The 17,766-nt window shown below is 39.8% G+C and carries 12 protein-coding genes; all 12 read right to left on the minus strand.

All coding sequences use genetic code 11. From position 1 onward, the window contains the following. Window positions 1-4 precede the first annotated feature (4 nt). The 12 genes from MQE36_RS02350 to MQE36_RS02405 all read right to left on the minus strand — a co-directional run bounded on the left by MQE36_RS02350 (window position 5) and on the right by MQE36_RS02405 (window position 17,760). Complete coding sequence (locus tag MQE36_RS02350; RefSeq protein WP_242937599.1) at window positions 5-2,116, minus strand: c-type cytochrome domain-containing protein; 2,112 nt, start codon at window positions 2,114-2,116, stop codon at window positions 5-7. A gap of 9 nt (window positions 2,117-2,125) precedes the next feature. Further along, on the minus strand, window positions 2,126-2,938 hold the full coding sequence (locus MQE36_RS02355) for a chitobiase/beta-hexosaminidase C-terminal domain-containing protein (RefSeq protein WP_242937600.1): 813 nt from the start codon (window positions 2,936-2,938) through the stop codon (window positions 2,126-2,128). Continuing rightward, window positions 2,935-3,987, minus strand: coding sequence for an NHL repeat-containing protein (locus MQE36_RS02360; protein WP_242937601.1), 1,053 nt, complete (start codon window positions 3,985-3,987; stop codon window positions 2,935-2,937). Before MQE36_RS02360 ends, MQE36_RS02355 begins: the two co-directional genes overlap by 4 nt. A gap of 1 nt (window position 3,988) precedes the next feature. Continuing rightward, window positions 3,989-5,464, minus strand: a complete 1,476-nt coding sequence (locus tag MQE36_RS02365) for a DUF1501 domain-containing protein (RefSeq protein WP_242937602.1) — start codon at window positions 5,462-5,464, stop codon at window positions 3,989-3,991. A 4-nt stretch (window positions 5,465-5,468) separates the two neighbouring features. After that, window positions 5,469-7,856: a PSD1 and planctomycete cytochrome C domain-containing protein gene (locus MQE36_RS02370; RefSeq protein ID WP_242937603.1), complete on the minus strand. Its 2,388-nt coding sequence runs from the start codon at window positions 7,854-7,856 to the stop codon at window positions 5,469-5,471. Window positions 7,857-7,946: 90 nt separating this feature from the next. After that, window positions 7,947-8,951, minus strand: coding sequence for a glycosylasparaginase (locus MQE36_RS02375; protein WP_242937604.1), 1,005 nt, complete (start codon window positions 8,949-8,951; stop codon window positions 7,947-7,949). Between the two features lies 1 nt (window position 8,952). Continuing rightward, on the minus strand, window positions 8,953-11,199 hold the full coding sequence (locus tag MQE36_RS02380) for a GH92 family glycosyl hydrolase (protein ID WP_242937605.1): 2,247 nt from the start codon (window positions 11,197-11,199) through the stop codon (window positions 8,953-8,955). 13 nt (window positions 11,200-11,212) lie between these two features. Next, complete coding sequence (locus MQE36_RS02385) at window positions 11,213-12,328, minus strand: glycoside hydrolase family protein (protein ID WP_242937606.1); 1,116 nt, start codon at window positions 12,326-12,328, stop codon at window positions 11,213-11,215. Between the two features lie 231 nt (window positions 12,329-12,559). Next, window positions 12,560-13,726: a glycoside hydrolase family 18 protein gene (locus MQE36_RS02390; protein WP_242937607.1), complete on the minus strand. Its 1,167-nt coding sequence runs from the start codon at window positions 13,724-13,726 to the stop codon at window positions 12,560-12,562. Window positions 13,727-13,812: 86 nt separating this feature from the next. Then, window positions 13,813-14,910 carry a carbohydrate-binding family 9-like protein gene (locus MQE36_RS02395; RefSeq protein WP_242937608.1) on the minus strand — a complete coding sequence of 366 codons (1,098 nt, stop codon included), beginning with the start codon at window positions 14,908-14,910 and terminating at the stop codon, window positions 13,813-13,815. Between the two features lies 1 nt (window position 14,911). After that, entirely contained in the window at window positions 14,912-15,877 is a 966-nt protein-coding gene (locus tag MQE36_RS02400) for a glycoside hydrolase family 130 protein (protein WP_242937609.1), read from the minus strand. A 5-nt stretch (window positions 15,878-15,882) separates the two neighbouring features. After that, a complete protein-coding gene (locus MQE36_RS02405; protein ID WP_242937610.1) occupies window positions 15,883-17,760 on the minus strand; it encodes a sodium:solute symporter family protein in 1,878 nt (625 codons plus the stop codon). Between the last annotated feature and the right edge of the window lie 6 nt (window positions 17,761-17,766).

Raw genomic sequence — 17,766 nt, forward strand, 5'->3', positions numbered from 1 at the left:
TTATTTACCATATTAAAACCTCATCTATAAACAACCAGGCATCGCTTCCAGCTCCATCGTGCCATTTCGGCAACTTACCATAGTTATTCACTACAATTTTTAGATTTTTGATCGCTGTTTTAGGGAAGTTTAAAGTAAAGCGCTGTTTCTTATCTTCCATAATATCGCCGCGACGGCTTGTTTCTTGTTCACTCAGCTTTGTATAGTTCCCGTTTTCATCTTTGGTATAAACGGAAATTGATTTTGGGAAAAATATCCAACTGCTAACGTCTTCCAGACAGCTTATAGTAATATTTTCGAGCTCTTTTGCTTCTCCCAGCGTAATTTCCGCCACCATATTATCTCCTTCAAACCCCGCCCATTTACCGTCTGAGAAACTTGTAGTTCCTTCAACCAGATCAAAAAGTTTCCCGGATCCGGGGTATTTTTTATTGGGCTCTTTTTCAAGTTGAAAATCTTCAACTACATATTTAACTTTAAAGTATTCTCTAGTAACAACAGGGCTGGGCAACCAGTCATTTTTAAAAGCCTTTGCCTTAAAAATCAGTGGTTCCTCAATAAGCAATGTTTCCGGCATTGGCTCTGAATCTGAATCCGGATCGGAGCCATCTGTAGTATAGTAAAATTGGACATTTCTAACCTGGCTACTGAGTTTCACCTGAACTGTATCTAAAAAAACCGATTTATTACTATTGAACTCAGGCGGATTTAAAGTAGCATCTTCAGTAAATCCTTCAAAAACCCCTGAAATAAGTTCTACATTGCTGGATTTGGCAATCATAGCCAATGCCTTATCATCCATTTTTGTATTCCATACATACACCTTTTCAGGTTGTAGCTTTTCGAGAAGAAGACTCAATCCTTTTTCTGATACTTCTGTATTATGAAGATTCAGTATTTTCAGTTTGGAGATTTCCTCCAGATGAACCAATACCTTATCCGTAATAAGTGTATTATCCAATTTAAGGAATCTTACATTTTTAAAAGCCTCCAGATAAGTCCCTAAATCATCATTAAAATCACTCCCTCCTAAATCTAATTCCTTCACCTGCTCTGCCACATTTTCAAGTAAACGCATTGCATTTTTATCGATCTTTTTCGGGAGGTACTTTACACTTAAAAACGATTTATCGGCCACTATCTTCTGTACCCGAAAGCCATTGTCTATTAATTCCCGGATATCAGCTAAATCAGCCTCTTCCGGTTCCACCTCTTCTTCCACCACATAGGCTTCAAGCAACTTATTTATGGTATCGTTTTTTTGATAGGCTACCACTTTGTTATTAAAATCAGCCCCATGATCAATCCAATAGGATAGCAAATAAGCCTCTTCTTCCGTAACTTGCTTTTTCCCTTTTGGCGGCATATGGTGATCATCTTCCAACGGCAAGTGAAGAACGTTCACCAGCATACTCTCTTTTGAATCTCCTGCGCTAATAACCTTCCCGTTTTCACCTCCCTTTAGGATCTCGCTCATTGTTTTCAATGATAAGTCTCCTTTCTTTTTTTCAGGGTTATGGCAACTGATACATTTATTATCAAGTATCGGATACACTATATCATTGAAATAATGCAAACTGTCTACGGTTGCAACTTTATCAGGTTCAGGTTTTGATTGCAGCTGTTCTGTTAAAAAATCACTGCCATGGGTTAGTACACTACCATAATGACCTGCCACAGTAATAGCTATAAGAGTAAGTACAAAGCATGGAAAAAAACTTCTTTTTACAGCGCTGGATTCACTTAAAGACATCAGGAAGAGCACTGTAATCAACAGAGCGGTAAGGATTCCTGTATACAAATGCAGGTTTAGTGTTTTTTCTTCATAACCACCTTCAAGGGATAAGAAATAGCCGAAAACCGCTGCTAAAATTGCAAAGAAGCTACTAAAAGCTAAACCTTTCCTTACAATTTCCTTTGGGTATGTTTTTTTTACTCTTCCTGCTACATCCAGAAAGAAAACCAGCAAGATTGCACCTATTGGAAGGTGTAGAATCATGGGGTGCAGCCTTCCCAAAAACCCTGTAATACCAGAAACAGCATCGCCGGTATCTGCGAAGGCTATTTGTGCTATTAATAATCCTGCTATTACTGATATGTGTCTTTTTAATTTCATTGGGGGAAATTATTCATCGATAATAATCTCATCTATAAAATGCCATGCTCTGGTGCCTTTACCATCATGCCATTGAGGAATTTCTTTTAGATTCTCTATCTTAATTTTAAAATATTTACCTGTTCTATTAATTGGAATTTCGACATTTTTCAAGGCGGTATCATCTCCTTTTTTCTCAGTTTCAATCTCCACCATACCTACCTGGGTATAATCTTGCTTATCGTCAGAAACCCAAACAGTTATTTTAGCTGGCGAAAAGATCCATGCTCCCGTAGCTGACATATAACCAATAATGACTTTGGTTGCTTTGTTTTCAGATGGCATTTCCAGTTCAACGACTACATCTTCATCAAACCCCATCCATCTACCATCAGAATAACTGTTTGATCCTTTTTGATTATCGATTAGGGTATTCACTCCATTTCCAGGATATTTGGCATTGATTTCATTTAACATTGACACTTCGCGAACCTTAATCCCGCTCTTATAAAAAGTAACGGTACTTATTTCACTGGACTGTAAAAAAGGATGGTATGCCCTAAAAGTATAGACCCCGGGATTGGTTACTTTTATAGGTCCTGTATATTCAGGCGATGCTTCATCAGGAGCGGTACCATCTGAAGTATAATGAATTTCAACATCCGGATAAGGTAGTGAAGCTTTTAAGGTGGCAACAGAATCTATCACCAAATTCGAAGCCACCAAAGTTGGTGCAACTAAGGCAACGGCCTCCGATTGTAAATACTTATTAGCTTTGGAGTCCTTATCGATCTTACAGCCTGACATCAATAACAGACCCAATAAAACAACTAGATTTTTCATACTCTGGTAAGTTTTATAGGGTATGTCTGTCCGGAATTCCATTGGGCCACATAAATACTATCATCTTCATCAACACAGACATCATGAGGATGCTGAAACAGCCTAATAGTCTGGTATAATTGATCTAATTGATGGTTTTCGTAAACCGGCTTTGTAGCACCCGGGCATGAAACCACCTGATCCTGATCATCCATAATTAACAAAAATCCTGAATCGTCGTTGGCTGCTTCCTTTGATTTTAACACTGCAAAATAAACTTCATTATTGTGAATTACAGGACGACAGATTAGAGCTCCAGGCACTGGAATTGAAGATAGATATTCACCTTCCAGGCTAAACTTTTTAAGCACATTCTGTTCGCGAGCTGTTATAAGTAAACATGGATTCGCCTTGTCTCTATTATCGTAGCAGATACCATGAGCATTTATAAACTGGTGCTCTTCTCTTCCTCTTCCTCCAAATACGTTCAACAATTCTCCTTTATGATTATAATGCAAAATGAACTGATTCCCATAGCCGTCTGCAATATAAAAGTCTCCGTTCTCAAGCACAGTGGTCTCCGTAGGCTTGTATGCCTCCTTTTGAGCATAATGACCGGTATCCAACGGACAATCAAGGGTCATCACCACTTTGCCATCGATGGTTGTTTTGATAACCTGGTGACGTTCATAATCTGTAATAAACAGGAAGTCCTCCCCATTTTCCTTGGCCAGGGTTAGTCCGTGTCCACCCGGATATTCCGTCCCCCATTTATCCAAAAGTTTACCTGACTTATCATAAATGAGCACATTATTTTTTGTATGATTGGTTAGCATTACAATACGCCCTTGAGAATCCTGAACAATTTCATGACAGTCCTTTACAGGTGTCTTGGCTGGGTCGAGGTCGCCCCAATTCAGGTTAACTTTGTAGCGGTGATTGTTATGACCTATAATTATATCGTTATTTCTATCAATACTGAAGGCACTGCTTAATTGTGAAAATGTGAGTAAACCTCCTGTGGCTAAAGCCGATTTTTTAAGAAAACTTCTTCTTCCGGATTGCATCATTTTACCCTATTAAATCATTAATTACATTACCCGCAACATCCGTAAGCCTGAAACGTCTCCCCTGATGCTTATAGGTCATTCTTTCATGATCAACGCCCATTAAATGCAGGATCGTAGCGTGAAGATCGTGAACATGCACAGGATCTTTTACCACATTATATCCAAACTCATCTGTTTCACCATAGGTGAAGCCAGGTTTCACTCCTCCTCCTGCCATAAAAACAGAGAAACATTTAGGGTGGTGATCACGGCCATAATTAGTATCTGTTAATACTCCCTGACTGTAATTTGTTCTTCCAAACTCCCCGCCCCAAATAACCAGGGTATCTTCTAATAATCCACGTTGTTTTAGATCCATAATTAAAGCAGCGGTCGGTTGATCTACATCCTTCGCCTGCTTTTCGATTTGGCCCGGTAAATTGTCGTGTTGATCCCATCCCATGTGATACAACTGCACAAAGCGCACATCTTTTTCCAGTAATCTTCTCGCTAGTATACAGTTTGCAGCGTAAGTCCCCGGCTTGTATGAATCAGGACCATACATTCTAAAAATATGGTCAGGTTCATCATCTATATTCATCGTTTCAGGTACCGAAGTTTGCATTTTATAGGCCATTTCGTATTGGGCTATTCTGCTATTGATCTCGGGATCTCCAAACTTCTCTTCTTGAAAATGATTCATTTCAGCCAAGTGGTCAAGCATTTTACGTCTTTCTGCCCGCGACATTCCATCAGGATCTTTAAGATATAAAACAGGATCTTTCCCTGCTCTGAATTGCACTCCCTGATGTAAGGAACTCAAGAATCCGTTCCCCCATAATCTGGAATATAATGGTTGCCCGTTGAGTCTACCGGTTCCTCTTGAAAGCAATACTGAGAAGGTAGGCAGGTTATCATTCATGCTTCCCAAGCCGTAACTCATCCAGGAGCCCATACTCGGTCTTCCCGATTGTTGCGAGCCCGTTTGAAAAAATGTAATGGCCGGATCGTGATTGATAGCCTCTGTATGCATCGTTTTTACAAAACAAAGTTCATCGGCAATTTTAGCCGTATAAGGCATTAAATCACTTACCCATGCTCTTGACTGCCCATACTGATTAAATTTATATTGACTTCCAACCAACGGAAAGTTAGCCTGACCTGAGGTCATTCCTGTTAGTCGCTGTCCCATCCTTACTGATTCCGGTAAATCAGTTCCTCTAAGTTTGTGAAGTAAGGGTTTATAATCAAACAATTCTAATTGCGATGGCCCTCCACTTTGAAAAAGGTATACTACTCTTTTAGCTTTTGGAGCAAAATGAGGTAAATTAAGAGGTCCGTTTCCAAGATCAGGCATTGCCTGAGCATTTGAATTGGCACCAAAAATCTTCAGCGGATCAGTCATAGCAGCCATGGCGAGACCACCGAGTGCCAAGCTGGCATTTTTAATAAAATGCCTCCGATTATTATGATTAAAATGCTTATACAATTCACTCATAGCCTTAAATTTTGGTTACCGCTTCGTCGAGGTTAAAGATCATGTTTGCCAGTAAGGTATAAGCTCTCAATTGATGCTTGGAAATATCAGCAGGAATTTCTCTGACACCTATTTCCAGGATCGCAAAAGCCTCTTCTGAGTTATCACCATCTTCTTCAATGTCATCTAAATAAGAGATGCAGTTTTCCAACTCCTTCTGGGATGGATATCTTGAAAGTACGCTTCTAAATATATGTTTTATACGTTCTTCTCTGGACAAGGTTTCGTTCTGTAGGGTCGTGGTTGCTAACACCCGTGAAGCCTCAACAACCTGCGGATCATTCAATAGTACTAATGCCTGCAATGGCGTACTCGTTTTTTGACGTTTAACTTCACAAAAATCCCTGGTAGCAGCATCGAAAGTTATCATCGATGGCGGCGGTACTGTTCGTTTCCAAAAAGTATACAAACTTCTTCTGTAAAGACTTTTCCCTGTATCAGGTATATACTTCGTTAATCCAACTCCGGAAGTCGTTTCTGCCCACAAACCCGGAGGCTGATATGGCTTAACGCTAGGTCCGCCAATTTTTTCTTCCAGGAGACCACTTGTAGCCAAGACGTTGTCTCTGATAACTTCTGCAGGCAATTTATATCGTGGCGCTCTGGCAAGCAATATATTATCCGGATCTGTTTTTAAAAGTTTTGGTGTTATTTTAGATGACTGTTGATAGGTAGCAGACATGGCTATTTTTTTCAACATTGCTTTAATATCCCATCCGCTGTCTTTAAAAGATACAGCCATCCAGTCAAGTAATTCCGGATGGGTAGGCAAAGCTCCCTGACTACCAAAGTCGTCAGAAGTAGCAACAATCCCAACACCAAACATATGTTGCCAAAGTCTGTTTACATAGACTCTTGAAGTTAATGGATTATCATCATCAAAAAACCAATCAGCTAATCCCAATCTATTGTTTTCAAATTTATCTGAGAATTCCAAAACACTTTCGGGAGTATTAAAGGAAACTTCCTTCCCCTTTGCATCATACACTCCTCTTTCGAGCAGGTATGTCTTTCGCAATCCCGGTGCGTCTTTCATAACCATCAAGTCAATCTTATTGACAGAATCAGGCATTTGAATGAACGACAAGTTATCGTTTACCTCTTCATCCGTAAGGGTAATGAAAGGGGCCGGGGTTTCATTATATTCAATTCTACCTTTTTCATCAAGTTGATTAAAAAAGGTGTACATGCCGTAAAACTCTTCCTGCGAAAGCGGATCGTATTTATGATCATGACAACGGGCACATTCCATCGTAAGTCCCATTAGAGCTTTTGAAGTAGTACTGGTTCTGTCAACTACATACTCCACGCGATACTCTTCATCGATAACTCCTCCCTCTTGTGTTATTTTATGATTTCTATTAAATCCGGAGGCCACAATCTGCTCCATAGAAGCATTTGGCATAAGATCTCCTGCCAATTGCCATTTGATAAATTTATCATAAGGCAAATTTTCATTAAACGCATGAATCACCCAATCTCGCCAAGGCCACATGACGCGTTCTAAATCGTCCTGATACCCATGACTATCGGCATAGCGGGCTATATCCATCCAGCCGGAAGCCATTCGTTCTCCATAGGCATCAGAAGCCAGTAGTTTGTCTACTACCTTTTCATAGGCATCACTACTTTGGTCACTTAAAAATTCATCGATATCTTCTAAACTTGGAGGCAATCCGGTCAAATCCAAATAAACTCTTCTCAACAGGGTTTCTTTATCGGCTTTTTCCGATGGAGACAATCCTTCGGACTCTATTTTTGCCAGGATAAAATAATCTATTTCATTTTTGGGCCAGGATGTATTTCCAACCCCTGGCACCTCTTTTTTCTTAGGTTTAACAAAAGCCCAATGATCGCTCCAAACCGCACCTTGCTCAATCCATTTTTTAAGCACTTGCTTTTCATTACCGGATAGTTTAAGATTCGATTCCGGAGGTGGCATTTGCGTTTTAGGGTCTTCCGAAAAAATGCGTTTCATGGCTATACTATTTTCGAAATCTCCAGGAACAATGGCAAATGCATGCGCATCATCCTTTAAGGCTGCATAGGCTCCTTCTTTTGTGTCTATTCTAAAATCAGCTTCACGCGTTCCACCATCCGGCCCATGACAAGCATAGCATTTATCAGACAAAATAGGTTTTACGTGTAAGCTGTAATCTATAACATCAGGTAAACCAACATCACCAACTGCTGCGGCCCCCTCTGAACCATTATGTTCATCAGATTTAATAACCTTTAAATCTCCTTCCGAAGGCCTGTTTAAAAACATCTTAAACAAAAACAAAAAGAGAAATGGCACTATAAAGAACCATAGTGATTTCCATTTTTTTGGTAAGTGTTTTTTGGTGGTCATAAATTTATTTTAAATAAAAAATAGTTGCATATCGTTAAAGGTAAAAAATATTTCGACCAATAACACAGCTAAAGCCCTGATTGTAAGGTTTTAGATCTTAAATTCAGCATCTATTAATCGGCTACCTTCTTCCTTGTCATAAACGGCATAATTGAACCCTTTACGAAGGCAATAACCACCATACTCTCCATTTTTATTCAAAGCGATAAATCCGACTTGCAGATAATCGAATTCAGGTTGATTTCTATGCAAATTATAGATGCGCTCAACAATCTCCTTACACGCTTCGGCCGGTGATTTCCCCTGACGCATCAATTCGACTACCATAGCACTTCCTGCTGTTCTGATCACAGCCTCTCCCAGTCCTGTAGCAGCTGCACCACCAACTTCATTATCTAAAAACAATCCGGCTCCTATAATTGGTGAATCTCCCACCCGTCCGTGCATTTTCCATGCAGCACCACTGGTAGTACATGCCCCTGACAGGTTACCGTGTTCATCGAGTGCCAAGGAACTGATGGTATCGTGATTCTCTATATTGATTACAGGTTTGTACTCAGAATTTTCAAGCCAGTTTTCATAGGCCTTCTGCGCTTTTTCCGTAAGAAGGTTTTGAGTTTTAAAGCCCTGTGTTAATGCAAATTGCTTAGCTCCCTCACCTACCAGCATCACATGAGGTGTTTCCTCCATCACCTTACGGGCCACCGAAATCGGATGCATAATACCCTGAAGGAAAGCTACCGACCCGGACCGGCTATTATGATCCATAATACAGGCATCTAAGGTTACTTTTCCTTCCCTGTCGGGCAATCCTCCGTAACCGACACTCATCTCATCAGGATTGGCCTCGGCTGTTTTAACCCCTGCTTCAACCGCATCTAATGCAGTCCCTCCTTTTTCAAGTATTTTCCATGCCTCTTCGTTTGCAGGCATACCATGATTCCAGGTTGATATGATAACCGGTTTTTTTACTTTTTTTGCAGCGGTTTCTTTTTTTGCAGCACCGGGGTATCCATTATCAACACATGCGCTTAATGTTCCGATGGCAGCAGTGCTTAGTGCTGCATTTGTTATAAATTTTCTCCTGTTTATCATCTTAGTATATTTTATTAGTCAATGGTAATTCTGCTGTGCTAAACAAATCATCATTCGGCTCATTTGCCATTTCGAAGAGCAACTTGCCTCCGTTTATAATTTCTTTATGGGTGATATACAGCCTGTTTAATTGTGTTCCGTTCAGCGTAATACGCTTAACATATTTATGATCCTTATCTAAATTCCTTGCTTCCACGGTAAAAGTTCTACCATTTGGTAATTTTATAGTTGCACTTTTAAACAGAGGGGCCCCAAGACTATAAACTCCCTGAGCCGGATTGACAGGATAGAAACCTAAGGAACTAAAAATATACCAGGATGACATTTGACCGCAATCTTCATTCCCACAATGACCGTTCGGTTCATTTTTATACTGTGATTCTAATATCTGCCTTACCCTTTTTTGAGTTTCAGATGGTTTACCTATGTGATTATACAAATAAGCTACATGGTGACTCGGTTCATTTCCATGTGCGTACTGGCCTATCATCCCTGTACTAAAGATCGGCAATTTGTCTTCCGGGGCAGGTTCATAAGTAAACATGGAGTCCAATTTTTGTGTAAATCGATCATTTCCTCCAGTCACTTCTATTAGACCTTTAATATTTTGAGGCACAAACCAGAAATAATGCCATGCATTACTTTCACAGTAATACGGAGAATAGTCTTTAGGAACAAAGGGGGATATAAATTCACCCTTCGTATCTTTAGGCCGAAAGAATGTGGATTCCTGATCATACAGGTTTTTCCAGTTTTCAGATCTTTCTGAAAAATATTCATAATCGTCTTGCTTCCCAAGGCTTTTAGCAAACATAGCTATACACCAGTCCCCATAAGCGTATTCAACCGTTTTGGATACAGACCAGTTCTCATGGTGCTCATCTACGGGTACATAGCCTAATGCTTTATACTGATCGATCTGTCTTTCATCGACCATTGCACTTGTCTTACAAGCCTCATAGGCAAGCTCCGCGTCAAAATCAAAACCTTTAAAGTAAGCATCCACTATTACCGGAACCGCATGATACCCTATCATCATATTAGTTTCATTTCCTTGCATCGACCAAACCGGCAGCGTTCCGGTTTCTTTATAATGAGCCAATAAAGATTTTATAAAATGAGGTACTTTTTCCTGTTGGATAATCGTATATAGCGGATGTGCCGCTCTGAAGGTATCCCAAAGTGAAAAAGTATCAAAACGTTCAAAGCCCTCCGCTTTCATTACTGTATCATTGGCACCTTTATACAGGTCGTTATGGTCACTCAATAAGGTGGGTGCAAGCATGGACTGATACATCATCGTATAAAAAACCGTTTTTTGATCTTTATCATCTGTATCAATAACTATTTTTTGCAATTCGTTCTCCCAAAGGTTTTGGGCTTGTCTTTTATATTCATCAAAGTTAAAATGTGGCGCTTCTTTTTCGAGCGATTTATAGGCTCCTTCCATATTCGCGGAGGACACACCTGTTTTAACTATAATTTGTTCATCTTTTTTTGTATGGTAATTCAATACAATTTTGGTATCTGTTCCCTGAGCTGGTGAAGAAACTTTAATACTGTCATTAAAAATTTCATAGCCGGAAAAATCTTTGGAAAATTCCATAACGAAATAAACCCGCTGGTCTTTTGCCCAACCGGTTGATTTTCTATAGCCTTCAATAGTATGACCATCTATTACTTTTATGTAGGTATCTGTTGGGCGATCCCAGTTAAGCGCATAACCAAGATCGATGTGAATCTGACTTAATTCATCTTCAGGGAAAGTATATCGGTGAATTCCGGTTCTTTTTGTAGCCGTCAGCTCAGCTTTTATACCGTAATCCAGAAGATCTACAGTATAGTAGCCGGGAGCTGCATACTCCTTCTTGTGATCAAAAGAAGAAAACGGTTTAAAATTGTTTTCCTTAATTCTTTTCGAAAACCTGCTGTTTGTCGGCATTACAAGAATATCGTACAAATCGCCAGCTCCGGTACCGGTAAGATGCATATGAGAAAAGCCTGAAATGATGGAATCCTGATAAAAATATCCGGCAATGCGGTCCCATCCGGGAATCCCTATATCCGGACTTAACTGCACCATACCAAAAGGCACCGTAGCACCCGGATATGTATTTCCGGGACCATCGGTGCCTATAAAGGTATTTACATAATTTATCAGGTTGGGGAATCCTTTTATTTTGGTTGTCCGTTGTTCTTTACAACCAATAAAAACTAATAGAACAATGTAAAAATACCTTAGGTTCATTTATCTTGTATTGTTATTCTTTTGAAGCTTTTATAGCTGCTAATTGCTCATCCGTTATAGCCGGCCCGTCAAAGAAAGAGATTCCTTTTGCGCCATTATCTTTAGCTAATTGTATTGCCTGAGCAACATCTTCAGCACTCATGGTCGGCACATATACCCCTGTATGAAGCTCTACTCCCTTTCCTTCAAGGTCTTTAACGCCTTGTCCTGTAGCATAACCAATCCAATCTACTTCTTCGTTGTAAAAGTTATTATAGATCATTGGTAAAACCATATCGATGTTCCATTTATCCCAACGCTGACGTACCATATGGTCTGCCATTTCAGGGTAAGGAAAAACGGCTGCGGTTAATATTTTACCATTGTCATGAGCAATTTCATAAGCCTGGTCTACTACTGCCTTGATCTTGTTCAAGCGAAACTGTTTCCACTCCATATCAATAGCAGGATTGTCAAAATCTCTTGGATTTTTATGGTGAACCTTTTCGAATTCGGCCACACATACATCGCAATAACAAAAATCAAATTCAGGCAACTCCTCTTCTTGTTTTAAGTTATACTTCGGCAATAGCCCGATCGGCAAGAAAATATCCGGTAAACGGATATAATCAAGATGCACACTGGCTACACCCTCTACTTTAGACAATCCTTCCACCAAACTCAACACGTGCCCGGTAGATTCTTTTCTGGAAGGGCACATCCACTGATAGTAATCCACATAAGGACGGGTATCGTGACAAGATTTACCATCCCTGCTTACTGCATACCAATCAGGATGCTTTAAGGCAACTGTATCTCCAGGTCTGTTCATCGCCATAATCCAGGCATGAACTTCCAGGCCTTCTTTTTTAGCCACAGGAACTAAACGGGATAATAATTCAGGATCTGTATTCGTATTAATTAATACGGCATCAATACCACTGTTTTTATATTTTTTGAATTCTTCAGTATATGACGAATCTGTTCTCTTTGAATTGGCTGTTATCCAGGTCCAATACTTAAAGTCATTGTCCCCGGTTTCTTCTGCAACAGCTGCTGCCTCAGTCCTGGCTTCTGATTTCTTGTCATTCTGAACACAAGAAACTAAAGAAACCAAAGCAATTATAAATGTCGATTTTAATAGACGCATGATTTGTTATTTAGTTTATTTATAAGGTTTTTGTGTTATCTGCACTTTACAACTAAGCGTCTGAACTGTTGCTTTATCAAGACTGTTTTGTTTGCATGACATAAACAACAAGACGGTGGTTACTAAAGTGAGGGCGTTTCTTCTTTATTATTCTATTTAAGGTTACTTGTAATCCTATCTCTTTACAGACCAGATATCTGATCATAGGCTTTTCGTTAATAAGTATTTAAATCACTTATACAGACTGTCAAAAAGCGCATTCAACAACTCCTGGTTCTTATCCAGACTATATTCCCAAAACATAGCGCCTCCGAGTTCGTGTTCCTTAATGAACTCGGCTTTCATACCGATTTCCTTCGATGTTTCCCAGGAAATAAAAATACTGTCCTGCTCGTTCCACAGATACGGGGCCTTTGCAGATTCATCATATAGCTTTTTATAGTTACCCGATGCCAGTTTTCCCACAATATCATTATACGATACAATACCCCCCGTTGACATGGCTGATTGATAGAGACCATTGTTTTTTGGTGTCACCTTTTCCCATTGTCTGCCATAAAAAGGAATCCCCATAATTAACTTATTAGAAGGAACCCCTGCCTTCAAATGTCTTGCAACAGCTTCTTTAGCACTATTACCTCCAAACTTTTCTTTATCTGAAGGGTATAAGTTGGCATGATGGCCGGTTTGGTAATGCCACCCATGATAAAAATCGTAACACATGATATTGATAAAATCGAGATATTCTTGTGCCTTTCCTAAATCAGTATGATCTATATACGCCTGGTCTGCACCGGTAGCAATAGTCAACAAGTAATGTACATTGTCTTTTTCTCCCTGCTCGGTTAGAGCTTCACGAATTGTTTGTAGTAATAGGGCAAAGTTTTCTTTGTCTGATGGACGAAAGGCATTATCCTCGCCTCGCTGACCAGGATACTCCCAATCCAGGTCCACCCCGTCAAAACCATGCTTTTTCATAAGTTGCACGCAACTATTGGCAAACTTTTTTCTAGCCGCTTCTGAAGCTGCTACATGTGAAAATTCATTAGACCACACCCAGCCTCCAACAGAATAAAGCACTTTCAATTCGGGATTATTCTTTTTAAGGGCTATTAAGCTGGCAATTTTCGCAACATCAGTCTCCAGCTCGAATTGCACGCCGCCATCGACGATATTTGCAAATGCATAATTAACATGGGTTAATTTGGTTGCATCAACTTGTGCCGGATCAAAATCTTCATAACCCGCTACATAACCTATAACCTTCATAGGGTTGTTTTTGTCTTTCGCTCCCTCTTCTTTAGTATCTGAACAAGCAAAAAGCATCAGACTAACAAAAAAGAAGACACCCGATCTTATCAATTTGTTTACGTTATTAATTAAGCTCTGTTGTAGCATTTCTAATCTTTTCTCTAAATATAATTAAGTCTGCTAACCGAATCCTTCCCTTACCCTCATTTAACTTTCTACACCAGCATTCAAATTCAATTTTTAATTTTTAAAAAATCTCCGTCTTCCTTTATGATTAAAACCTGATTCGTAAATGGACTCCCCACTTTGATGTTCCATCCCTGCTCATGCAATTCTATGGAAGGCTGAATCTCTTTCCCCTTTACTTTTATCGGCTCCTGAGCCAACTCATCCATAGTAGCCGCCCATTTCCCATTTTTATTTTTGAAAGCTTTTTGTTTTCTGTACAAAGCGTACATCTGCCATTTAATGGCCTCGTCGTCAGGGATTGTAAATATTTCTTTTTGCCCGGCTTCCTTTGAAGAAAAATATACATACCCCCAATGCTCAGGTTCGTGCATATTAATAACGCCCTGAGGAGACCATACCCAGTTGTATTCAGGAAGATACTTCCCTTTGGCATCTTTTTTACGTTCGTAACGTCCGTTAACCAATTCGAAATCCCAATTTACTCTCGAAAAGTTAATTCTCCAGAATTCATCGGCTGGCACTTTTCCATGTGTATTGGCCTCTGTCAAGACTTTCCATGGCATTGCGATCTCAACGCTCCACCCCTTATCTTCATCACCCGCATCGTTAAGAGTTCCATCTACATGAACTGCTGTTTTAATGCCCTGAATATCCCAACTGTCGATTACCGGTGCATGTTCGCGATATGGTTTTACCAAATACAAATCCCAGATAGTATTGAGGGCATTCATTTCAAATTCCATATAGTTATGGGTATCACCATCGGGGTCGATAAATATTTCAAAATCGTTATTATAAAATATCACCGTATCCCGTTGTTTTAAAGTTCCCCATACGTGTGGCTCTTTCATTTCGGCAAAGAAATACAGGTATTCATCATCCCAAAGCATCTTCATGTTTGTCTTGTATGTTGGCGTCTTACCCCCTTCTATATCTATAAAGTCTTCACTCCAGGAAGCATTCTCCCATGAGTTTTCATCTGCTTTCCCGTCGATTTGAATCGACTCTGAAGTTTTATGAGCCACATAACTTCTGGGAGCTTTAGAGGCTGATTGGGCGCAAGCGGTCACTACAAAACCACTTGCCAACACAAACACCGAATGCTTTATTAAATATGTAAAATTTCTTTTTTGTCGTGCCATACTATAAGCTATTCTCTTTAATAAAATCTATTATTTCGCTTATGCGGCCAAAAGCCATTGCTGTTACGGTATCTGCGGCACCATAATACAGGGCTAACTTATCATCTTCATGAGAATGCAATGCTGCACAAGGGAACACTACGTTCGGAACATCTCCAACCGTTTCGTATATCTCAGCAGGTCCCAGCATATATGGCTGTGTCCTGTATTTTACTTTATCAGGTTCATGTATATCGAGTATCGCTGCTCCCACAGCATATCTAAATCCGTTACAGGTATTGATTACCCCGTGATAAAACAACAACCAGCCTTCATCGGTTAAAATTGGTACAGGCCCGGCACCGATTTTAGTACATTGCCATGCACTGTCTTCAAAGGGGGTTACCTTCATAACACATCGATGTTCTCCCCAATACTTCATATCCGGACTATAGCTTATATATATATCCCCAAAAGGCGTATGTCCATTATCACTCGGACGGCTTAACATGGCATACTTGCCGTTAATCTTTTTTGGAAACAGCACTCCGTTCCTATTGAAAGGCAAAAATGCATTTTCACACTGAAAGAATTCTTTAAAATCGAACGTATAGGCTATACCTATCGTAGGACCATGGTATCCATTACACCAGGTAACCCAGTAACGGTCTTCTATAAATGTTACCCTCGGATCGTATTTATAATCAGAATCTATCATTTGGGTATTACCCGCTTTCATCTGAATCGGCTCATGGTTAATATCCCAATGGATGCCATCTTTGCTGAACCCTGCAAAAATATTCATTTGCACAGCCTTATTATCACATCTGAACACACCGGCATATCCATCTTCGAAAGGTACTACGGCACTATTGAATATACTATTAGATGTCGGTATGGCATACCTGTCAATAATCGGGTTTTCGCTATAGCGCCACAACACATCACTACAATTCTCAGGTCTATCCTGCCACGGAAATTTACTCATCAATTTTAATTTTTATACTTTTTAACTTTATCTAGCCAAGTGAATTTGAGGATTCCCGAAGTTACTACAAAAACGGCTGTCCATACAAGTGTTTTCGGATAATCTCTCACCATTAAGAATATAGGCATCAATATCATACTGGATTGCCATACGATTCCGATGGCACAATTCAGCATATCCATACCAAATTGTTTGTTCTTTTCAATCGATCCGTCTTCTTTTTTCAACTCATACAATACCGGTTTCCACCATCCCCAGGGCCTTACGTTTAAATAGAAACTCTTTAAAGTATTCATATTGGTTGCAGGGGTAAAACAAGTGCCTAAGAAACACCCGATCAAAGAACCTGCAAAAATTATCGGAAACAGGTAAATTGCCGGAATATGGGCCAATTCATATAGTAATGTACCATCAATAAAATTGTCCTTATTCTGATCCATCAAAAACTGAAGGGTCGCTATTATAAGACCTGCAAGCATCCCCCAAAAATACCCCCATCCGTTAAAACGCCACCATACCCATTTCAAAAAGTTGGCCGCTACATACCCGCCGTATAACGCACTGGTAATCCATAATGTAATAGAATTTATAGACTCTGCAAAGAAGCCCATAATCACTCCCAGTGTCACCACAAAAAAAGAAGCTACATGACTTGCTTTTACATAATGTCTGTCTGATGCCTGGGGTTTAAAATATTTTTTATATATATCGTTTACAATATATGCAGGTCCGGAATTTACAAAGGCAGAAAAGGTAGACATAAAAGCTGCTAACAAACCTGCCAGTAAAAGCCCTTTGATTCCGACCGGCACATGAAAATTGATAACTTTAGGTAAAATCACTTCCAGATCGTTAGACGTGACGGAACCGGAAGTTGCCATTTCAGGTGCTATATAGACCAACCCGATCACAACTACTCCTGCGATTAATAAATAACGTGGTATGAATAAGACCAAATTGGTAAATCCGCTCATATATGCTGCATCCTTAACGGTGCGTGTAGAAAGAATCCGTTGCATGTCGTAACTTGGTGTAGGCCCAGCCACACTGGCAAAAAAACCTTTTAACAAAGTCATTCCGATAAAAGCACCAAACATTTTATACCCCTGTGTATCTATCAACTCGTTAAAAGTGGCCAGCTTACCATCCCAAAAGCCATTGAGTTCATTACCAAAGAAAACGTTTTTCCATTCGGTTGGGATCAATGTTGTTAATTCAGCATCAGAAATCGTTACAAAAGCATATACAGCAACCAATATTCCTGCCAATACCATAATCAGGTACTGAAGTACCTCGGTAGCCACAACGGAGTACATCCCTCCTTTAATTGTATATATGGTAGTGAGAAAAATAATGATCAGCGCATAGCTTTGTGCCGAAGTAAGCAAAATGGTCTCCCCCATTGCCAGGGAAACATCCCAAGGCAGAATAACAGTCATAAACTTACCCACTCCTTCAAAAAAGTAAGCTATAAATCCTACGGAAGCAACAATTGCGAAGATCGCTACTATCAGATGCGACGCTCTGCCAGCCCTGTCATCTCCAAAACGTGTTAAGATCCATTCCGACCCCGTCATGATATTAGATCTTCGAATCCATACGGCCAGGAACACCATCACAAATATCTGATTCCAGATAGGCCACATCCACATAAACATAAAGCTCTTCACCCCATAAAGGAACAGGATTCCAACCATCCATGCCGTTCCGGAAACATCAAACATCCCCGATCCGTTGCTCAGTCCCAGGTAATACCACTTAATACTATTTCCTCCTAAAAAATAAGAATCGAGTCCTTTGGAAGCCTTTTTAGAGACCCATACTCCAACAAATAGCGTTAAAGCTATGTAAAGTGCAATTATAACAACATCAACAATATTCATTTTATA

Origin of the sequence: Zhouia spongiae (assembly GCF_022760175.1) — a bacterium.
GTDB lineage: Bacteria > Bacteroidota > Bacteroidia > Flavobacteriales > Flavobacteriaceae > Zhouia > Zhouia spongiae.